Origin of the sequence: Maritimibacter sp. (assembly GCF_016774595.1) — a bacterium.
GTDB lineage: Bacteria > Pseudomonadota > Alphaproteobacteria > Rhodobacterales > Rhodobacteraceae > Maritimibacter > Maritimibacter alkaliphilus.
On the sequence record NZ_JACBWT010000002.1, the window covers coordinates 1111537 to 1131525 of the forward strand.

The window sequence follows — 19989 nt, forward strand, 5'->3', positions numbered from 1 at the left end:
GCTTTGGTTCGGGGGGACCTCATTATGGCTGCACGCGTTATCGACCTTTCGATTCTGACCGCTTCGCAGGGGTTCATCATTCAGGGGGATGCCGCAAACGACGAGGCTGGCTACTCGGTTTCGATTGCAGGTGATATGAACGGGGACGGTATCGACGACGTCATCGTTGGCGCAAGATATGGCGATGACGGTGGTTCGGGAGCTGGCGAGGCTTACGTCGTTTTCGGGAAGTCCACCGGGCTCGGAACGATCGACCTGTCCTCACTGACCGCGAGTGATGGCTTCATCATTCAGGGCGATCTCAGCAATGATGTCGCTGGCACCAGCGTGGCCGCCGCCGGTGATGTCAACGGCGACGGATTTGCCGATGTGATCATAGGCGCCCCCCAAGGTGACGATGGCGACCCGAACGCAGGCGAAGCATATGTGATCTTCGGCAAGGCGTCCGGTCACACGAATATCGATTTGTCGAGCCTAGCAGCGAGTGATGGCTTCATCATCATGGGGGCGCTCGGCAGCGACTTTGCGGCCCTCAGTGTCGATGGCGCGGGCGACGTAAACGGCGACGGGTTCGACGATGTGATCATCGGCGCGTGGGGTAGCGACTACGGCGGTTCAAACGCAGGCCGTGCCTACGTGGTGTTTGGTAAATCCACCGGATTTTCGACGATTGACCTGTTCACCCTCGCTGCGAGCGATGGGTTCGTCATGCAAGGAGACCTCGCAAACGACGGGGCCGGATACAGTGTCGCAGGCGCGGGAGACGTAAACGGTGACGGGTTTGACGACGTCGTTGTCGGGGCCTACCAAAACGACAGTGGCGCGGTAAACGCAGGCGCGGCTTACGTGGTCTTCGGCAAGTCGACCGGTTTCAGTACGATCGACTTTTCATCTTTTGCTCCTACCGATGGGTTCACCATACTGGGTGCTGCCGAAGGCGACCTTGCGGGCTACAAAGTATCCAGCGCAGGCGACGTGAACGACGACGGGGTCGAAGACCTGATCGTCAGCGCGATTAACAACGACAATGGAGCTCCTAGCGGGGGCGAAGTCTATGTCATTTTCGGCAAGACTTCCGGGTTCTCGAATATCGACACATCGACCCTCGCCGCGAGCGACGGGTTCATCATCCGGGGTGGGGGCGAATACGATTACCTCGGCTGGAGTGCCAGTGCCGCAGGCGACGTCAATGCGGACGGAATCGACGACATTATCGTCGGTTCGATCAATAACGATGAGGGCGGGAGCAACGCTGGCGGGGCGTTCGTCATATTCGGCAGATCGACGGGATTTGGCACAATTGAAGTGGACGCCCTCGATTCGAAAGATGGATTCTTCATACAAGGTGACGTTGACAGTGACCAAGCTGGGACAAGCGTCTCCGGCGCAGGTGATGTGAATGGTGATGGAATTGACGACCTGATCGTAGGGGCGCCCTATGGTGACGACGGCGGCATTAACGCTGGCGAGGCCTATGTGGTCTACGGCGCCTCGGCCACCGGCTTCGGCGCAAACGTGAACCTTTCGACGCTGCTGCCCACCTACGGTTTCTCGATCATCGGCAAGACGGCGAACGACTCGTCCGGTGCCTATCTGTCGGATGCGGGGGACGTGAACGGCGACGGAATCGACGACGTCCTGATCGGCGCGGTCGGAGCCACCCATTTCGGGGCAGCGAATTCCGGGTCGGCCTTCGTCGTCTTCGGCAAGGCAGGCGGCCCGACCACCGATATCGACCTCAGCACCCTCACGGCGACAGACGGGTTCGAAATCACGGGTGAGCCGCTGTCGCAATTATCGTTCAGGTCCTCTAGCGCCGGCGATGTGAACGGCGACGGGATCGACGACCTGATCATCGGCGCGCGCGCTTACTTCGGGACAGGCGCGGCCTATGTCATCTACGGCAAATCCTCCGGCATCGGTACCATCGCCGCAGGCAGCCTGACCGATGCGGACGGCTACCGGATCACGGGCATAGCGTCTGGCGATCAATTCGGGTTCTCGGTGGCCTCGGCGGGCGACATCAACGACGACGGCTTCGACGATGTGATCGTCAGCGCGCCCTACGGCGAAGACAGCGGCGAAAACAACATAGGCCACAGCTATGTCATCTTCGGCCAGGCCGCTGACCGCTCCGGCTTCTCCATCGACACGTTGGCGGCGTCCGACGGCTTCAGGATCAAGGGGGAGGCCGACAGTAATTTCGCGGGCTGGTCCGTTGCCGATGCGGGCGATTTCAACGGCGACGGCATCGACGACTTCGTGGTCAGCGAGCGTAATGGAGATGGCACTGCCATCAATTCCGGGACCGCATGGGTCATCTTCGGCAAGACGACGGGCTGGGGCGATATCGACCTCGGTTCTCTGGGTGCCGGAGAAGGGTTCGCCATCGCCGGCAAAGCGGTGAACGACCAGTTCGGCTATTCTGTGGCAGGCGCCGGCGACGTGAACGGCGACGGGTTCGACGACATCATCGTCGGGTCGCTTTCCGACGACACCGCGTCGGCCGGAGCGGGTGCGGCCTACGTCATCTACGGCAGTGCGAGCGGCCATTCCGATATCGACATTGACGACAACGGCGCGACCGAGGGGTTCGCCATCCTCGGCAAGTCCGGCAAGACCTATTTCGCCTACGACGTCGACGGGGTCGGCGACATGAACGGCGATGGGTACGACGATGTTGTGGTCGGGGCCTACCGTTACACCGAGACCGCGACTTACTGGGGTGCGGCATATGTCATCTACGGCGGGCCGACCGGATTCGGCGATGTGGATATAGACAACCTGACCCCGGCCCGCGGTTTCGAAATCTATGCCGAGGTCGAGGGCGACTATCTGGGCTACGACGTGTCGGCGGCGGGCGATGTGAACGACGACGGGCTCGCCGATCTGCTGGTCGGGGCCTATTTCAACGACGAGGGCGGCAACAACGCGGGCAAGAGTTATATCATGTACGGGCGTCTGCCGGGTGTCGGGATCGACCGCACCGGCACGGGGGATGGTCAGACCCTTTTGGGCAGCCATCTGGACGACATCCTGAACGGTCTCGGCGGCGAGGACGATCTACAAGGGGTGACGGGGATGACACGCTCGACGGTGGGGATGACGATGACCGGGTGCTGGGTGGCGCGGGTTCCGACACGCTCAGGGGCGGGGCCGGACGCGACTGGGTTCGGGGTGGCGACGACGGCGACATGATCGAGGGCGGGGATGACCGCGATATGCTCTTCGGTGACGAGGGCGACGACGATCTGGACGGTGGCGACGGAAACGACCGGCTCGAAGGGGGCGCGGGGGCGGACGACCTCGACGGCGGCCTCGGGGCCGCGGATCTGGCGGTCTACAAGAAGTCCGCGGCGGGTGTGACCGTGGACCTGGGCGCCGGCACCGGCACGGGCGGCGACGCGCAGGGCGACACGCTCACCGGCATCGAACGGGTGATGGGCTCGGATCACAATGACGTTCTGACCGGCGACGGGGCCGACAACATGCTGATCGGTCTTGGAGGGCAGGACATCCTGCTCGGGCTGGACGGCAACGATCGGTTGGTCGGTGGGGATGGATGGGATGCCCTCTACGGAGGCGCGGATCGTGACATCCTGATCGGCGGCGAGGGCGACGACTACATGGACGCCAGCTTCGGCGACGACAAGCTGATCGGCGGCGCGGGTGGCGACGAGATGTATGGCCGATCGGGAATCGACACAGTCCTCTACACCGGGTCGAGCGCCGGGGTGACGCTGGATCTCGGCGCCGGGACGGCCTCGGGCGGCGATGCCGCGGGCGACACCTTGTCCGAGATCGAGAACGCCCAGGGTTCGGATTTCGACGACGATATCACCGGCGACGGCGGCGCGAACAGGCTGATTGGGCGCGACGGGGCCGATACGCTGTCCGGTCTCGGCGGCGACGATTTCCTGCGCGGCGACGCGGGCGACGACACGCTGGTGGGCGGCGCGGGCCGCGACCGGATCTTCGGCAACGATGGGGCGGACGTCATGACCGGCGGGTCGGACGGCGACACGTTCGTGTTCCGCGAGGGCGACACCGGGCTGGGCGCGGCAGCGGACCGGATCACCGACTACGAAGTCGGGGTGGACCGCATCATCCTGCGCTCCATCGACGCCGACACGACCACGGGCGGCGATCAGGCGTTCACCTTCGGCGGCACGCTGACGCTGAGCCAGTCGGGCGGCGACACCATCGTCGCGCTCGACACCGACGGCGACACGGTGGCGGATGCCGAGATCCATCTCACCGGGCTGCTCACGCTCACGGCGGGGGATTTCGTGCTGTAGGGGCGATAGGCTACCCCAGCCTGCCGCTCGGCCCGAAACCCCGGACCCGACACAGCGTCTGGCATCCACGGGGCGACCATCCCTTGACGCGCCCGCGGTGCAAAATCACAGTGCGCCGGCGGTCTCGCATCAGGCGAGGCAAAGGGAGGACGCATGAAAGGCGAGGCGCCGGGGGACAGCCCGATCACCGCAGGTGGGGCGATTTTCACCAAGCTGAAAGCACTCGGCGTCAGCCACGTGTTCACCAATGCCGGCACCGATTTTCCGCCGATCATCGAAGGGCTTGTCGAGGCGCAGCGGCGCGGGTTGGACCTGCCGCTGCCCGTCACGGTCCCGCATGAACATGCCGCCGTGTCGATGGCGCACGGGTTCTATCAGGTGTCGGGGCGCGCGCAGGCGGTGATGCTGCACACGAACGTCGGCCTGTCGAACGGCGCGACCGCGATCATCAACGCGTGGTGCGACCACATCCCGATGATCGTCATGTCGGGCCGCACGCCGACCACCGAACGGGGGCGGTTCGGGGCGCGCACGGTTCCCATCGGCTGGGGGCAGGAGATGTTCGATCAGGAGGCGCTGATCCGCGAGGCGACCAAATGGCAATACGAAATCCGCTTTCCCGAACAGGTGCCCGAGCTTCTGGATCGCGCCTGGGCGATCGCGAATTCCGGACCGAAGGGGCCGGTCTACCTGAGCCTCCCGCGTGAAGTGCTGTGCGAACCTTGCCCGGCAGAGGGGATTTCGGCCCCGCCGCGCATGACTCCGGTGACGACCGCACCCGATGGCGATGCGGTCGCGCGGGCGGCGAGGGCGCTCGCCCAAGCGGACAACCCGGTCATCATCGCGCAGCGCGGGGCGGGGGGTGCCGACGGGTTCGCCGCCCTGACCCGGTTCGTCGAGGATCACGCGATCCCGCTGGTGCATTATTGGCCGAACCAGATCGCCATTCCCATGGGCCACCCGATGCAGGTCGGGGCGGACCCATCGCCGTGGCTGGCCGAAGCCGACGTCGTGCTGGCGCTGGACTGCCTCGCGCCGTGGATGCCCGATGGTGTCACGTTGCGTGACGATGCGACGATCATTCAGGCCGCGCCCGACCCGCTGTTCGGGCGCACGCCGGTGCGCAACTTCCCGGCGGACATCACGCTCGCCGGAGACGTCGGCGCGACCCTTGCCGCACTGATCCCAGCGGTCGGTGCCGAGCCGCGCGACGAAACCCGGATCGCCACGCGGCGCAAGCGGGTCGCGGCGGCGAGCGAAACATCGCGTGCGGCGGTCATGGCCCGCGCCGAGGCGGGGGCGAGCGCGCCCATGACGAAAGACTGGGTCAGCCTGTGTCTGGGCCGTGCGCTCAAGGGTCGGCGCGCAACCGTGTTTCACGAGCTTGGCTGCCCGCTCCAGCCGCTCGACCTCGACCAGCCCGACAGCTACTTTCAGGAACCGTTCTCCGGCGGCCTCGGCTGGGGGATGCCCGCCGCGATCGGGGCCAAGATGGCCGACCCGGACCGGCTGGTGGTCGCGACCGTGGGTGACGGCAGCTACATGTTCGCCAACCCCACCGCCTGTCATTTCGTGGCCGAGGCGCAGAATGTCCCGGTGATCGTGCTCGTGCTCAACAACGAGGAATGGGCGGCGGTGCGATACTCGGTTCAGGGGCTCTACCCCGAGGGCGAAAGCAAGACCGCGAACGAGGTGCCGCTGACCTCGTTGCGCCCCAGCCCCGATTTCGCCAAGGTGGCCGAGGCGAGCCGGGCCTATACCGAGACGGTCACCGACGGGCGCGATCTGCCCGCCGCGCTCGACCGGGCGATCCGTGTCGCGGAGGAGGAACAGCGTCAGGTGCTGCTCAACATCGCGATTGCGCGGGGGTAGTCCGGACCGAATGCCCATTCCGATGGAGCAGCCATGCGCGCCGGAATAATCACGAAACGTGCTTTGCGGGACGGGGTGTCCAAGTTAACACTGGGTCACTAGTGGAGAAAAGCAGGCGTGCAGCGCACGGGTTTCGCGCGGCAAAGGCACGGCAATGGTGTGGGTGACGGTATGAAAGACGGCAATCAGGACGGAACCCAGGCGATCCGGCGCGCGGCGGCGATCCTGAAGCAGATCGCGCATGTGTCTGGCGACGCGCCCAAGACCCTGCGCACGATTTCCGAAGCCGTGGGTCTGCCCCGCTCGACCACCCACCGCATTCTTAAAAGCCTCACCGACACCGGGCTGGCCGCCTACAACGCCGACACCCGCCGTTACGAGGTGGGGATGCTCAGCTACGAGCTCGGCCTCGCCGTCAGCGACCGGGTGCTTGGCCTCGCCCCGTGGACGGCCTGCGTGGACCGCGTGGCCGAACGTGCGAACGTGACCACCTACCTGATGCGCCGCTCGGGGTTCGAGGCGGTGTGCATCCACAAAGCCGAAGGCCGCACCGTGATCCGCGTGATCCCGGTCGAGGTCGGCCAGCGGCGCTATCTGGGCGTCGGGGCGGGGGCCACCGCGCTTCTCGCCGGGCTGCCGGACGCGACCGCCGAGCGGGTGATCGCGGCCATCGCACCGGAATTCGACGCCTTCGAAAGCCTGAGCGCCGACAGCGTGCGCGACGCGATGGATCGCGCCCGCCGCACCGGATTTGCGGAAAGCCGGGGGCAGGCCTATTCGTCGATCTACGGGCTTGGGCGCGGGGTCAAGGCGTTCTCGGCGGAACCCGACCTTGCCATTTCCATCGCCGTCCACGCGCAGGATGTGGACGACGCCCGGATCGCCGCGTGGAAACGGATCATCGATGAGGAAATCGCAGCCACACAGGGCACGCGGCATCGGGGTGACGATACGTCTGAATGACCGGGCGGCGTTCAAGGCGGTTGAACCTGCGACGCGCGTGCATATCGTGCTCACCATGATCGAACAGGTCGACCCCGACACGTTAACGGAGCAGATGGCATGAGTACGGTTAGCGAAGGACAGGAACTCTGGACGGCCAGCCCGGAGCGTCGGGCACGGGCCGAACTGACCCGGTTCCTTGCATGGCTCGCGGGCGAGCGCGACGTGTCGCTCGCCGGATATCGGGAATTGCAGGTCTGGTCCGTCGAAGACCCGGCGTCGTTCTGGCGCGCGGTCTGGGATTATTTCGACGTGATCCACGAGGGCGAGATCGAGCAGGTGCTGACCGACGATCCGATGCCGCGTACGCGCTGGTTCACCGGAACCCGGCTGAACTATGCCGAGAACATCCTGCGCCACGAAACCTCGGGCGACCCGGAGCGCCCGATGATGATGCACTGTGCCGAGACGCGGCCGGACATCGCCGCGATAAGCTGGGCCGATGTCGCCGGACAGGTGCGCAAACTGGCGACCCGGATGCGCGAAATGGGGATCGAGCCGGGCGACCGTGTGGTGGCCTATATGCCGAACATCCCCGAGACCTTCATCGCCATGCTGGCGACCACCGCAATCGGCGGCATCTGGTCCTCGGCCGCGCCGGAGTTCGGCGCTCAGACCGTGATCGACAGGTTCAGCCAGATCGAACCGAAGCTCGTCTTTGCGGTGACCGGCTACCGCTACGGCGGCAAGGATTACGACCGCTCGGGCGAACTGGCGGGCATCCTCGCGGCCCTGCCGACGGCCGAGCGGCTGGTCCTGCTCGACTACCTTCCCAACGCCGGGCGGCCCGTCTTCGCGGGCGAGACGCTGGACTGGGCCGAACTGTTCACCGGCCCGGACGTGGCGCGCGCGGATTTCGCCTTTACCCGCGTGCCGTCCGATCATCCGCTTTGGGTTCTGTTCTCTTCCGGCACGACGGGCCTGCCGAAGCCGATCACGCAGGGGCACCACGGCATCGTCGTCGAACATCTGAAGAAGGCATCCTTCCAACTCGATATGCACAAGGACTCGGTTTATTTCTGCTATTCGACGACGGGTTGGATGGTGTGGAACACCCTGATGGCCGGACCGATGCTGGACGGCAAAGTGGTTCTCTACGACGGGCACCCGGCCTATCCCGACGCCCGACTGATGTGGCGCATCATGGCAGAAACCGGCGTCACCACCTTCGGCGTATCACCCACCTTCATGCAGATGGTGCGCGGGGCGGGCATTCGTCCGGGGGAAGAGTTCGACCTGTCCGCGCTGGAAACCATCCTGCTGACCGGATCGCCCGCGACACCGGAGATTCTGGCCTGGACGCACGAGGCGGTGAAACGCGATCTTTATGCCACCTCGCAATCGGGCGGCACCGAAGTGTGCTCCGGCATCCTCGGCGGGTCGAGCCTGCTGCCGGCCTATGCCGGCGAGATTCAGGCCCCTGCGCTGGGGTGCGATGCGGTCGCCTTCGACGAGGCGGGGCAGCCGGTCGTGGGCGAGGTGGGCGAACTGGTCATCCGACAGCCCATGCCCTCGATGCCGCTCTTTCTGTGGGGCGACGAAGGGTTCGCGCGCTACACCGACAGCTATTTCGACGTCTATCCCGGCATCTGGCGTCACGGCGACCGGGTGCGGTTCAACGAACGTGGAGGGTCATACGTTCTTGGCCGCTCGGACGCGACGCTCAACCGCTTCGGCGTGCGCATCGGGTCGGCCGAGATCTACCGGACGATGGAAACCTTCGATGAGATCGCGGACAGCCTGATCGTGTGCATCGAGGAAAAGGATGGGGGCTATTACATGCCGCTGTTCGTCCAGATGGCGAACGGCAGCCTCTCCGATGCCTTGAAGGCCGAGATCGCGCGCCGCCTGCGAGCCGAACGGTCGCCGCGCCATGTGCCGGACGAGATCGTCGAGGTGCCGGAGATACCGACCACGCTCACGGGCAAGAAGATGGAGGTTCCGGTGCGCCGGATGCTTCTGGGCGAAAACCCGGACAAGGTCGCGTCGAAAGATGCGACCCGGAACCCGGCGGCACTCGACTGGTTCGCGGCATTCGCGCAGTCGCGGCTCGCCGACGCCTGACCCTGAAACGAAAACCGCGCCCCGATTTGGGGCGCGACGTTATCTCATGCGCCGTGCGGATACCCGCGCGGCATCTCGCAACAGCTCAGAGCAGTTCGAGGTTCGCGGCGGATTCGCGACCGTCGCGGCCCGCCTGAAGCTCGTACGACACCTTCTGGTTGTCGGCGAGGCCGGTGAGGCCCGAACGCTCGACAGCCGAGATGTGGACGAAAACGTCTTTGCCGCCTTCCGACGGTTCGATGAAGCCGAAGCCTTTGGTTGCGTTGAACCATTTCACGGTGCCAGTGGCCATTCCGTAGTCTCCTTTAGTAGTCTGCCCGCAGGATGCGGCAGGTCGGCGTAGTAGTCTGGATCGAGGGAAGTAACGCCGGTGTGGTCGGAGACTTGGTCGAAAAAGATAACGTCTGCGCCACGTCCATATCAGGCAATCACGAAATCGCCAATGCAATTCGGTGTGAAGTGGTCAGGCAATCGCCGGGGCCGGCCGCAAAGGCCATCCGCGCGCCCGCGGCGCGATGCTTGATCCGGCAGGTGCATGGCACGCGCTCTCTCGATCATCCCGCACGGCGCTGCTATCAACGTCCCAGACAGCGGAGGACGCGATATGATGACCCGACTTCAGGCGAACGATGGCCACGGTTTCGAGTGCTGGATCGAACCGGCACAGGGCGAACGGCGCGGCGGGATCGTCGTCATTCAGGAAATCTTCGGGCTGACCGACCAGTTGAAGGGCGTCGCGCGCCTGTATGCCGCCGAAGGGTATGAGGTGGCGATTCCCGCGCTTTTCGACCGTCAAGAACGCGGCGCGGTCATCGCGTTCGACGATCCGGGGCGGGGGCGCGACCTGATGGCCAAGGCCGATCTGGACCAGACCATGATGGACATCGGCGCGACGGTCGAAGCACTCGCCGCCAAGGGGGGCAAGGTCGGCGTGATCGGGTTCTGCTGGGGCGGCGGCCTTGCGCTCAGATCCGCCCAGACGCTCGACATCGCGGGCGGCGTGGCGTTCTACGGCACGCGGATGCCCAGCTACCTCGACCGGCCCCTGAAAGCTCCGATGCTCGCGCATTTCGGCACGCAGGACGACCATACACCGCCCGAAGGAATCGCGGAGGTGAAAGCCTACCTGCCCGAAATCGAAACGCATATGTACGAGGCCGGGCATGCTTTCGCCAACGATCAGCGTCCAAGCTACGTGGCCGATGTCGCGGCGCTGGCACATGATCGGACGAAAGCGTTCTTCGCCACCCATATCGGCTAGGCGCGGCATATTCCAATTCCCGCCCGTGGGTGATTGACTGGGCTTTAGATCAGACAAGGGGTGACGATGCGGATCGACCTCAACGCCGACCTTGGCGAAAGCTTCGGCCCGTGGGTCATGGGGCATGACGACGAGATGCTCGCGCTGGTGACCAGCGCCAACGTCGCCTGCGGCGGGCACGCGGGCGCCCCCGAGACTATGTTCGCCACCCTGAAACGCGCCGCCGAACTGGGTGTCACGGTCGGCGCGCATCCGGGCTATGCCGACCGCGAAGGGTTCGGCCGGCGTGTGATCCCGATGGCGCCGGGCGAGGTGACCCGGATGGTCACCGCCCAGATCGGCGCGCTCGTCGGCATGGCGGGTCTGGCGGGCACGAAAGTGGCTTACGTCAAACCCCACGGCGCGCTCGCCAATCTCGCGGGCCGGGACGAAGAGGTGGCCGAGGCGATCGCGGATGCCGTCGCGTGCTTCGTTCCGGCGCTCGCGATCCTCGCCATTTCCGGCACGAAGCTGGAGCAGGTGGCGAAGGCGCGGGGCATGGCAGTCTATTCCGAGGTCTTCGCGGACCGCGCCTATCAGTCCGACGGGCAACTGGTGCCGCGCGGCACGCCGGGGGCGGTTCTGCACGATGCGGGCGAAGCGGCGGATCGGCTCGTCGGTTTCCTCGAAACGGGCCGGATGCCGGTGCTGGGCGGTGGCGAGGTAGCGTTGGAAGCTCATTCGATTTGCGTGCACGGCGATAACCCGGCGGCGGTCGAAACGGCGCGCAGCATACGCGACGCTCTGTCCGCCAAAGGCATCACGCTGGCCCCGTTTCTGGCGTGAGCGGCTGGCCGCGATACCGCGCCGTGGCCGATCACGCGCTGCTCGTCAGTTTCGGGACCGAGATCGGGGACGAGATGAGCGCGCAAGTCCTCGCCCTCGATGCGCGATTGGCGCAATCCACACCCGCCGGGGTGATCGAATGGGTGCCCGCGCTGGTCAATCTGCTGGTGGATTTCGACCCGGAGGCGACCGATCACCGCACGGTTCAGGGCGAGATAGAACGTATGCTTGCCAATCCGGTCCGAACGGATCAGCAGGGACAGGAGCGCGTCATCGAGATTTGCTATGACGCTGCCTTCGCCCCGGATCTGGAAGCGGTGGCCGATGCGGCCGGGATGACGACCGAAGACGTGATCCGCACGCACCGCGACGCGGCCTTTCGGGTGCGTATGTACGGGTTTGCGCCGGGCTATGCCTATATGTCCGGCGTGCCGGAGGCGATCCGCGTTCCGCGCAAGTCGGCGGCCCTGCGCGACGTCCCGGCGGGCAGCGTCATCATCGCGGGGCCACAATGCCTCGTGACCACGCTCACCATGCCGACCGGCTGGTCGATCATCGGGCGGTCGCCGACGCCCATCCTGCGCTCGGATGCCGATCACCCGTTCCTGTTCGACGTGGGCGACCGCGTCCGGTTCGCCCAGATCGACCGGGACACCTATGAGGCGCGGATGGCGGAGCGGGGCGATGGCTGACGCGGTGCTCACCGTCACCTTCGCCGGGCCGCAGGTCAGCTTTCAGGACGGCGGGCGGCGCGGCTGGATGCGCTTCGGCGTGCCCGCGTCCGGGCCGATGGACCGCTTCGCCCATGCCGCCGCCAACCGCGCGTTGGGCAGGCCAGCCGGGGCCACCGCCATCGAGGTGTCGATGGGCGGCCTGTCCCTGACCTGCGAGAGCGGCACGGTGAGTTTCGCGGTCTGCGGCGGCGGCTTCACGCTCGACCATGCCGGGGCGCGGGTCGAAGGCTGGGTGGTGCGCACCCTATCGGCCGGCGAAAGCCTGACGATCCGCGCGGGCAAATGGGGCAGCTGGTGCTATCTCGCATTCGCGGGCGAGGTCGAAGCGCAGGCTTGGCTCGGCGCCACCGCGACCCACGCGATCTCGCAGTTCGGCGGCGGGGCGCTGACAACGGGACAAAGGATCACCCTGCGCAATGCCGAGGCGACCCCGCCACGAGAAGGCCCGTTGCCCGCGCCACCCCTGCCGGGCCCGAACGCGCGCCAGCCGGTCGTGCCCGGCCCGCAGGAGGACCGGTTCGCGTCGGGCGCGTTGGACACCCTGACCCGCGAACCCTTCACCGTGACCCCCGCCTATGACCGGATGGGGATGCGGCTGGACGGCCCCGAACTGGCCCTCGCCGACGCCCTGTCGATCCCGTCCGAGCCGACCCTGCGCGGCTCGATCCAGGTGGCGGGCGACGGGGTGGCGACCGTGCTCCTCGCCGATCACCAGACGACCGGGGGTTATCCGAAGATCGCGACGCTGGTTTCGACCGCGACCGATGCGCTGGTGCAGGCGCGGGCGGGCGACAAGGTGCGGTTCGTCGCCGTATCGCCGGACGAGGCCATCATGCGCGCACGGCGTGACCTTGCGACGCGGCAAGCCTGGCTCGACGAGATCGCCGTGCCGCGCGGAAGCTTGGAAGACCGGCTGATGCGGGCGAACCTCATCAGCGGGGTTCATCACGGCGGCGACGAGTGATCCGGTGGACCTTGCCCGCCCGCCCACCTATCAAGAACGAAACAGGAGAGGGAGGCCGGGATGGTTACGTTGCATGATTACTGGCGGTCGTCGGCAAGCTACCGGCTGCGGATCGCGATGGGCCTTGCCGGAATGGAATGGGAGGCGGTGACGGTCGATCTTCAGGCGGGCGCACAGACCTCCGAGGCGCATATGAGCCGCAATCCGCAGGGGCTGGTCCCGGTGCTGGAGATCGACGGGCACAGCTTTACCCAATCGCTGTCGATCCTCGAATACCTGGATGAGACCCGCGATCTGGGACTGCTGCCGAAAGACCCGGCAGGCCGTCAGGCGGTGCGCGCCCTGTCCTATGCCATCGCGATGGAGATCCACCCGGTCTGCAACCTGCGCGTGGCGAAACATGCGGTGGCGGCGTCGGGGGGCGCGATCACCATGCAGGGCTGGATGCAGACCTTCATCGGACCGGGGCTTGCCGCGTTCGAAACCATGCTGGACGGGGGCGATTTCTGCTACGGCGACGGGGTGACCATGGCCGACATCTGCCTCGTGCCGCAGCTTTACAACGCCCGGCGCTGGGAGGTCGATCTGGCGCCGCTGCCGAAGATCCGGCATATCTCGGACAGGCTGGACGAAATCCCCGCCTTCGCCGCTGCCCACCCGGATCTCGCGCCGCACTGAGGGCGTGACCTGACGGTGCGGGCTTGCGCCCGCGCTCTCAGATATGAGGGGCAGGCCCCTCAAACTCCGCAGGTCTAAACGAGGGGCAAGCCCCTCATACTCCCCGGCGAGAGGGCGCTGCCCTCTCGTGCTCTCCCGAGGTTTTTTGAAACAGAGAAGATCAGGAGGCGGGCGTCGTCGCGGCGGCGCGCAGCGCGTCGAGCGCGGGGCGCGGGTAGGTTTCGAGCGTGCGGGCGATTGCCGTGCGGGCCTGCGCACCGGGCCAGTTCGGGCCGAGGATGAGGTCGGGGAGCGTGCCGTGGCGCAGGCGCATCCGGCGCCAGTGGTGAAAGGCGATGAGCCGCAGGATGGTGCGCGTCATGAGGTCGCCCGGCGCCGGGCCGAGGCTTTCGAGCGCCTGTGCCAGCCGGGTGTAGTCCGCGAGGGCTTCGGGCGAGATCACCACGGATGCGATCCAGTCGGGCAGGGCGGCGGTGTCAAGCGTGGTGACCAGCGCGTCCGACAGGGCCGGGTCGAGCGGCCCGGTGGTGAGCGCCGACCGGGTGCCCGGGAACACCGTGTCGTCGGGCAGAGCGTCGATGAAATCCTGCGTGGCCATCGCCGGTTCCGGCAGGACCAGCGACACCGGAACCGGGGCGGGCGGCGCGGCGGCGTAGATCACCGGGCGCACGGCCTCGGTGCGGGCGCGACCCTCGGGCGTCAGGGCGTAGGACGAGACGCGCCCGTCGCGCTCCGCCTCGATCCAGCCGTCGCGTTTCAGCCGGTGAAGTGCCACGCGCAGCGCCTGATTGTTGATCCCCATGCCTTCGACCAGCCGGGTAAGGAGCGGCCCCTCGATCCGGTCTTCGGGGGCGCGGCACAGATCGCCCATGATCGTGACGACCACGGACCAGACCTTGAGCGGTCCGAGGGCCAGAAGCCTATCGATGTCGGGGGATGCGGTCATGGGGCGAGGGTATCCCCGCCCCATGCGGGTCTCAATAGGCGTTCATCGTCAGGAGCGTATAAGTCGCCACCAGCGCCTCGTCCTGATTGAGGATCGTGACGTGCCAGCGCACCTCGCCATACGCGTCGGTACGCCGGGTCTTGCGCTTGACGGTCAGCTTCACGTGGATGCTGTCGCCCGCCACCACCGGCTGCATGAACCGCAGGTCGTCGAGGCCGGTGTTGGCCAGAACCGGGCCTTCGTTCGGCTCGACGAAGAGCCCCGCCGCGAAGCTGAGGAGCAGGTAGCCATGCGCCACCCGGTCCGGGAAGAACGGGTTTCGCTTGGCGGCCTCGGCGTCCATGTGGGCATAGAACGTGTCGCCGGTGAACGTGGCGAAATGTTCGATGTCGTCGAGGGTGATTTGGCGGGCGTCGGTGGTGATCGTCTCACCGATTTCGAGGTCGGTGAAGGTCCGCGTGAAGGGATGCGCCGGGACCGGTTTTTCCGTCGCGCCGGGCACGAACTGGTTCCCGATAGCTTGCAGCATGTCGGGCGAGCCCTGGATGGCGGTGCGCTGCATGAAGTGCTTCACGCCCCGGATCCCGCCCATTTCCTCGCCGCCGCCCGCGCGGCCGGGGCCGCCGTGGATCATGTGGGGCAGGGGTGCGCCGTGGCCGGTCGCCTCCTTCATAGAGGTGCGGTTGTTGATGTAGATCCGCCCGTGATAGGCGCCCGCGCCGGTCGCGACCTTGATCGCGGTGTCCGGGTCGTTCGAGATAAGCGAGGTGACGAGCGAGCCCTGACCGCGATTGGCAAGGTCGATCGCGTGGTCGAGATCGCGGTAGCCCATAATGGTGGACACCGGGCCGAAGGCTTCGGTCTCATGCACCTTGGTCGCCGCGTCGGGGTTGGCGCAGTGGTAGAGCATCGGGGGCAGGAACGCGCCCTTTTCGCGGTCCGCGCCGTGAACTTCGAAATTGTCCGGGTCCCCGATCACGCGCTCGGCCTCGGTGCCGAGGATCGCGATTTTTTCAAGCACGTCAGCGCGTTGTCCGGTCGAGACGAGCGCACCCATGCGGGTCGCCTCGTTCGCCGGGTCACCGATGACGTTTTTCGCCAGCCGCTCGCGCAGGGCGTCGATCACGGCTTCGACATGCGCCTCGGGGGCGAGGATGCGGCGGATCGCGGTGCATTTCTGCCCCGCTTTCACGGTCATCTCGCGCTGCACTTCCTTGACGAACAGATCGAACTCCGGCGAGCCGGGTTCGGCATCGGGGCCAAGGATGGACGAGTTCAGGCTGTCGGCTTCCGCCGTGAAGCGCACGGCGTTTTGCAGGATCGCCGGGGTCGAACGAAGTTTGAGCGCGGTGTCGGCGGAGCCGGTGAAACTCACCACGTCCTGACAGGTCAGCCGGTCGAGCATGTCGCCGGTGCCACCCGCGACGAGTTGCAGCGCGCCCTCGGGCAGGAGGCCCGAGTCCAGCATCAGCTTCACGCACAGCTCGGTCACATAGCTGGTGGCCGTCGCCGGTTTCACGATGGCGGGCATACCGCCGAGCAGGGTGGGGGCCAGCTTTTCCAGCATCCCCCAGACCGGGAAGTTATAGGCGTTGATATGGACCGCGACGCCCTGCATGGGCGTGTAGATGTGCTGACCCTTGAAGGTGCCGTGACGCGAGAACTCTTCGACATCGCCGTCGAGCAGCACATGGCCGTCCGGCAATTCGCGCCGCCCCTTGGAGGCGAAGACGTAGAGCGTGCCGATGCCGCCGTCGATGTCGAACCCGTGGTCGCCTTGGGTGGCCCCGGTGGCAAAGGAGATGTCGTAAAGCTTCTGCTTGTGCTCGGTCAGGTACTGGCCCAGCGCCTTGAGCATCTTGGCGCGTTCGTGAAAGCCCATCTTGCGCAAGTTGGGCCCGCCCACATTGCGCGCATGGTCGAGCATCGCCTGCACGTCGAGGCTGTCGTTGCCCGCGGTCGCAATGACTTCGCCAGTCACGGCCGAGGCGATGTTGCGCGCGCCGGCACCCGGTTTCACCCATTCGCCAGCGGCATAGCTGGACACGTCCATGATGGTCATGGTCATCCTCCCTTACGTTGCGTTTTCCCTGAGTCGGGATCGAGAACATTATTGACCGACCAGTCGGTTTAAGCAAGTATGCCGCAACACCAAGGGAGGATGGTATGAGCGACACGGTGCTCGTGGACCGGCAAGACGGATGGGTGGAGATCACTCTTAATCGTCCCGACCGGCTGAACAGCTTCAACGAAGATCAGCATCTGGCCCTGCGCGCGGCATTGGACGCGGCGGCGACGGATGGCACGCGGGCCGTGCTTCTGACCGGCGCGGGCAAGGGGTTCTGTGCCGGGCAGGATCTGGGCGACCGCGACCCGCGCAAGACCGACAAGATCGACCTTGGCTATACCGTGCGCACCTTCTGGGCCCCGCTGGTGCGCCAGATCCGGGCGCTCGAGATGCCGGTGGTCTGCGCGGTGAACGGCGTAGCGGCGGGGGCGGGATCGTCGCTCGCGCTCGCCTGCGACATGGTGATCGCGTCGGAGAAGGCCAAGTTCATCCAGAGTTTCGCCAATGTCGGGCTGATCCCCGATACCGGCGGCTCTTTCTCGCTGACCAACCTCGTCGGACCGGCCCGCGCACGGGGCCTCGCGCTGACCGCCGAGCCGCTTCCTGCCGCGACCGCCGAAGCCTGGGGCCTAATCTGGAAATGCCTGCCCGAGGACGAATACCTCACCACCGCGCGCGCGCAGGTGGCCAAGTTCGCCAAGGGGCCGACCTTTGGCTATGCCCAGACGAAAAAGGCGATTCACGCGGCCGAGACCAACACGATGGACGCGCAGCTCGACCTTGAAGCCGAGCTTATGTTCCAGTGCGGCACCTCGCCGGACTATGCCGAAGGCGTGGGCGCCTTCCTCGACAAACGTAAACCATCCTTCACCGGGGAGAAGCCGCAATGACACCCAAGGACCGCGCCGAAAATGCCTGCCGCGCGATGTGGGACAACGACCAGTCGTCCAAGTGGTTCGGCATGGAACTGGGCGAGGTGGACGAGGGCCGCGCCACCATGACCCTCACCGTCATGCCGCACCACTGCAACGGTCACGCGATCTGCCACGGCGGCGTGATCTTCGCGCTGGCCGACAGCACCTTTGCCTTCGCCTGCAACAGCCGGAACCAGTCGACGGTGGCCCAGCACAACATGATCTCGTTCCTCGCACCGGGGAAAGAGGGCGACGTGCTGACCGCCGTGGCCGAGGAACTTTATATCAAAGGCCGCTCCGGCATCTACGACATCACCGTCACCAATCAGGACGGCACCCGGATCGCCGAGATGCGTGGCATGTCCCGCGCCATTCCCGGCACCCTGTTCGAGGAGGAAACGAAATGAAAGACCTGACCCCGGACCGCGCCACGCTGGACCCCATCGAGATCGCCTCGATCGACGAGATCCGCAGCTTACAACTCGACCGGCTGAAATGGTCGGTGCGCCACGCCTATGACAATGTGCCGATGTACAAACAGCGGTTCGACGAGGCTGGGGTGCACCCGGACGACCTGCAATCGCTTGCTGACCTGTCGAAATTCCCCTTCACCTACAAGGGCGACTTGCGCGACAACTATCCCTTCGGCCTCTTCGCCGTGCCGCGTGAGCAGATCGTGCGCCTGCACGCGTCCTCCGGCACCACCGGCAAGCCGACCGTCGTGGGTTACACCGCAGGCGATATTTCCAACTGGGCCGACCTGATCGCGCGGTCCCTGCGCGCCTCCGGCGTGCGCCCCGGCGACATCGTTCACAACGCCTATGGCTATGGCCTCTTCACCGGCGGTCTGGGCGCGCATTACGGGATCGAACGGCTTGGCGCGACGGCGGTGCCGGTGTCGGGCGGCATGACCGAGCGGCAGGTGACGCTCATTCAGGACTTCAAGCCCAAGGCGATCATGGTGACGCCGTCCTACATGCTCAACATCCTTGAGCAGTTCCACAAACAGGGCCTCGACCCGCGCGAAAGCTCGCTCGAAGTGGGCGTGTTCGGCGCCGAGCCGTGGACGGATTCGATGCGCAAGGAGGTCGAAGAGGCCTTCGACATGCACGCCGTCGACATCTACGGGTTGTCCGAGATCATGGGGCCGGGCGTCGCCAACGAATGCGTCGAGACGAAGGATGGCCCGGTCATCTGGGAGGATCACTTCCTGCCTGAAATCATCGACCCCCAGACCGGCGACGTGCTGCCGGATGGCGAGTTGGGCGAGCTGGTGTTCACCACGCTCACGAAAGAGGGGCTGCCGATGATCCGCTATCGCACCCGCGACCTGACCCGTCTTCTGCCCGGCACGGCGCGGTCGATGCGGCGGATGGAAAAGATCACCGGACGCTCGGACGACATGATGATCCTGCGCGGCGTCAACGTCTTCCCGACCCAGATCGAGGAGCAGGTTCTGGCGACCGGGGGCCTTGCCGCCCATTTCCAGATCGAGCTTTACAAGTCGGGCCGGATGGACGGGATGCGCGTCTTCGTGGAAGCCATGCCCGACAGCACGGACGAGGCGTCCAAGAACGCCGCCGCACGGATGCTGACCAAACGGATCAAGGACGTGGTTGGCGTTTCGACCGAAATCGTCGTAGGGAACCCCGGCGACGTGGCCCGGTCGGAAGGCAAGGCCAAGCGCGTGGTGGACAACCGGGACAAGGGCTGATGGCGGCACGTTCGATCGCACGCGACCATGACGAAAAGCGCGGCCAGATCCTTCTGGCCGCGGCCAAGGTGTTCGCGACCGAGGGCTACGACCGCTCGTCCATGACCCGGCTGGCCGAGGAATGCGGAATCTCCAAGGCCAACATCTATCACTACTATCCGTCGAAAGAGGCGCTGCTTTACGACATCCTCGACAGCCACCTCCGGGCCCTGCGCGACACCGTGCTGGGGCTGGACCTCGCCGGGCTGACGGCAGAGCAGCAGCTTCGCGAAGTGGTGCGGGCGATCATGCTGGCCTATGGGGGTTACGATTACAAACACCGCATCCAGATGAACGAAATGGCGCTTCTGCCCGACGACCAGCAGCGCGAATTGCGCGGGCTTCAACGTGATCTCGTGCGGTTCCTGTCGGACATTCTGTCCCACATCGCGCCGGACCGGTTCGAAGGCGACGCGGGCAAGCTGCGCGGGGCCACGATGGCCGTGTTCGGCATGTTGAACTGGTATTTCACATGGGCGCGCGGGGCAGGGGCCTCCGAGCGCGAGGACTATGCGGCCATCGTCGCCGACATGGTGCTGGGCGGCGTCAAGCAGGTCTGAGCGCCGCTCATCCGAGCGGGCGGCGCATCTTCGCGACGGGAGGCGGGACG

Annotated in this window: 16 protein-coding genes and 1 pseudogene; 14 read left to right on the forward strand and 3 right to left on the reverse strand. The window is 66.0% G+C overall.

Annotated elements, in window-relative coordinates; genetic code table 11:
- Positions 1-135 precede the first annotated feature (135 nt).
- From HOY44_RS16540 to HOY44_RS16560, 5 genes and pseudogenes are all read left to right on the forward strand, one after another.
- Positions 136-2901 (forward strand): annotated as a pseudogene (locus tag HOY44_RS16540) (beta strand repeat-containing protein); the annotation flags it as partial.
- A 215-nt stretch (positions 2902-3116) separates the two neighbouring features.
- Complete coding sequence (locus HOY44_RS16545) at positions 3117-4298, forward strand: calcium-binding protein (protein WP_287436185.1); 1182 nt, start codon at positions 3117-3119, stop codon at positions 4296-4298.
- Between the two features lie 153 nt (positions 4299-4451).
- Positions 4452-6170 carry a thiamine pyrophosphate-requiring protein gene (locus HOY44_RS16550; RefSeq protein WP_287436188.1) on the forward strand — a complete coding sequence of 573 codons (1719 nt, stop codon included), beginning with the start codon at positions 4452-4454 and terminating at the stop codon, positions 6168-6170.
- A gap of 171 nt (positions 6171-6341) precedes the next feature.
- On the forward strand, positions 6342-7133 hold the full coding sequence (locus HOY44_RS16555; RefSeq protein ID WP_287436190.1) for an IclR family transcriptional regulator: 792 nt from the start codon (positions 6342-6344) through the stop codon (positions 7131-7133).
- A gap of 99 nt (positions 7134-7232) precedes the next feature.
- Positions 7233-9236 carry an acetoacetate--CoA ligase gene (locus HOY44_RS16560; RefSeq protein ID WP_287436192.1) on the forward strand — a complete coding sequence of 668 codons (2004 nt, stop codon included), beginning with the start codon at positions 7233-7235 and terminating at the stop codon, positions 9234-9236.
- Between the two features lie 85 nt (positions 9237-9321).
- On the opposite strand, the gene HOY44_RS16565 is transcribed toward HOY44_RS16560, so the two are convergent.
- Positions 9322-9528 (reverse strand): cold-shock protein, encoded by a 207-nt coding sequence (locus tag HOY44_RS16565; protein ID WP_008329858.1) that lies wholly within the window; start codon positions 9526-9528, stop codon positions 9322-9324.
- Between the two features lie 315 nt (positions 9529-9843).
- On the opposite strand from HOY44_RS16565, the gene HOY44_RS16570 reads away from it, so the two are divergent.
- From HOY44_RS16570 to maiA, 5 genes are all read left to right on the forward strand, one after another.
- Complete coding sequence (locus tag HOY44_RS16570; RefSeq protein ID WP_287436195.1) at positions 9844-10497, forward strand: dienelactone hydrolase family protein; 654 nt, start codon at positions 9844-9846, stop codon at positions 10495-10497.
- Between the two features lie 66 nt (positions 10498-10563).
- Positions 10564-11322, forward strand: a complete 759-nt coding sequence (locus HOY44_RS16575) for a LamB/YcsF family protein (protein WP_287436197.1) — start codon at positions 10564-10566, stop codon at positions 11320-11322.
- Complete coding sequence (locus tag HOY44_RS16580; protein WP_287436199.1) at positions 11319-12014, forward strand: 5-oxoprolinase subunit B family protein; 696 nt, start codon at positions 11319-11321, stop codon at positions 12012-12014. Before HOY44_RS16575 ends, HOY44_RS16580 begins: the two co-directional genes overlap by 4 nt.
- Entirely contained in the window at positions 12007-13020 is a 1014-nt protein-coding gene (locus tag HOY44_RS16585) for a 5-oxoprolinase subunit C family protein (RefSeq protein ID WP_287436201.1), read from the forward strand. Before HOY44_RS16580 ends, HOY44_RS16585 begins: the two co-directional genes overlap by 8 nt.
- 60 nt (positions 13021-13080) lie before the next feature.
- On the forward strand, positions 13081-13698 hold the full coding sequence (gene maiA / locus HOY44_RS16590) for a maleylacetoacetate isomerase (protein ID WP_287436203.1): 618 nt from the start codon (positions 13081-13083) through the stop codon (positions 13696-13698).
- Between the two features lie 160 nt (positions 13699-13858).
- Here the strand turns inward: maiA and HOY44_RS16595 are convergent, their stop codons facing one another.
- Both HOY44_RS16595 and paaZ read right to left on the reverse strand, forming a co-directional pair.
- Complete coding sequence (locus HOY44_RS16595; RefSeq protein ID WP_287436205.1) at positions 13859-14644, reverse strand: PaaX family transcriptional regulator C-terminal domain-containing protein; 786 nt, start codon at positions 14642-14644, stop codon at positions 13859-13861.
- 31 nt (positions 14645-14675) lie between these two features.
- A complete protein-coding gene (paaZ, locus tag HOY44_RS16600; protein ID WP_287436207.1) occupies positions 14676-16706 on the reverse strand; it encodes a phenylacetic acid degradation bifunctional protein PaaZ in 2031 nt (676 codons plus the stop codon).
- A gap of 104 nt (positions 16707-16810) precedes the next feature.
- Here paaZ and paaG point away from each other — a divergent pair, with 104 nt between their 5' ends.
- From paaG to HOY44_RS16620, 4 genes are read left to right on the forward strand one after another with little or no spacing between them, the layout of a single operon-like run.
- Positions 16811-17602 carry a 2-(1,2-epoxy-1,2-dihydrophenyl)acetyl-CoA isomerase PaaG gene (gene paaG, locus HOY44_RS16605; protein ID WP_287436209.1) on the forward strand — a complete coding sequence of 264 codons (792 nt, stop codon included), beginning with the start codon at positions 16811-16813 and terminating at the stop codon, positions 17600-17602.
- On the forward strand, positions 17599-18033 hold the full coding sequence (paaI, locus tag HOY44_RS16610) for a hydroxyphenylacetyl-CoA thioesterase PaaI (RefSeq protein WP_287436211.1): 435 nt from the start codon (positions 17599-17601) through the stop codon (positions 18031-18033). The genes paaG and paaI overlap by 4 nt, the downstream gene beginning before the upstream one ends.
- Positions 18030-19340, forward strand: coding sequence for a phenylacetate--CoA ligase PaaK (gene paaK, locus HOY44_RS16615; protein WP_287436213.1), 1311 nt, complete (start codon positions 18030-18032; stop codon positions 19338-19340). Before paaI ends, paaK begins: the two co-directional genes overlap by 4 nt.
- Positions 19340-19939 carry a TetR/AcrR family transcriptional regulator gene (locus HOY44_RS16620; RefSeq protein WP_287436215.1) on the forward strand — a complete coding sequence of 200 codons (600 nt, stop codon included), beginning with the start codon at positions 19340-19342 and terminating at the stop codon, positions 19937-19939. The genes paaK and HOY44_RS16620 overlap by 1 nt, the downstream gene beginning before the upstream one ends.
- The last annotated feature ends 50 nt before the right edge of the window (positions 19940-19989 follow it).

Excerpts from the sequence above, each read along its gene's own strand:
- HOY44_RS16620 (WP_287436215.1), top strand. The coding sequence starts at position 19,340 with ATGGCGGCACGTTCGATCGCACGCGACCATGACGAAAAGCGCGGCCAG.
- paaG (WP_287436209.1), top strand. The coding sequence starts at position 16,811 with ATGAGCGACACGGTGCTCGTGGACCGGCAAGACGGATGGGTGGAGATC.
- maiA (WP_287436203.1), top strand. The coding sequence starts at position 13,081 with ATGGTTACGTTGCATGATTACTGGCGGTCGTCGGCAAGCTACCGGCTG.
- HOY44_RS16575 (WP_287436197.1), top strand. The coding sequence starts at position 10,564 with ATGCGGATCGACCTCAACGCCGACCTTGGCGAAAGCTTCGGCCCGTGG.
- HOY44_RS16555 (WP_287436190.1), top strand. The coding sequence starts at position 6,342 with ATGAAAGACGGCAATCAGGACGGAACCCAGGCGATCCGGCGCGCGGCG.
- paaK (WP_287436213.1), top strand. The coding sequence starts at position 18,030 with ATGAAAGACCTGACCCCGGACCGCGCCACGCTGGACCCCATCGAGATC.
- paaZ (WP_287436207.1), bottom strand. The coding sequence starts at position 16,706 with ATGACCATCATGGACGTGTCCAGCTATGCCGCTGGCGAATGGGTGAAA.
- HOY44_RS16565 (WP_008329858.1), bottom strand. The coding sequence starts at position 9,528 with ATGGCCACTGGCACCGTGAAATGGTTCAACGCAACCAAAGGCTTCGGC.
- HOY44_RS16560 (WP_287436192.1), top strand. The coding sequence starts at position 7,233 with ATGAGTACGGTTAGCGAAGGACAGGAACTCTGGACGGCCAGCCCGGAG.
- HOY44_RS16595 (WP_287436205.1), bottom strand. The coding sequence starts at position 14,644 with ATGACCGCATCCCCCGACATCGATAGGCTTCTGGCCCTCGGACCGCTC.
- HOY44_RS16585 (WP_287436201.1), top strand. The coding sequence starts at position 12,007 with ATGGCTGACGCGGTGCTCACCGTCACCTTCGCCGGGCCGCAGGTCAGC.
- HOY44_RS16550 (WP_287436188.1), top strand. The coding sequence starts at position 4,452 with ATGAAAGGCGAGGCGCCGGGGGACAGCCCGATCACCGCAGGTGGGGCG.
- paaI (WP_287436211.1), top strand. The coding sequence starts at position 17,599 with ATGACACCCAAGGACCGCGCCGAAAATGCCTGCCGCGCGATGTGGGAC.
- HOY44_RS16570 (WP_287436195.1), top strand. The coding sequence starts at position 9,844 with ATGACCCGACTTCAGGCGAACGATGGCCACGGTTTCGAGTGCTGGATC.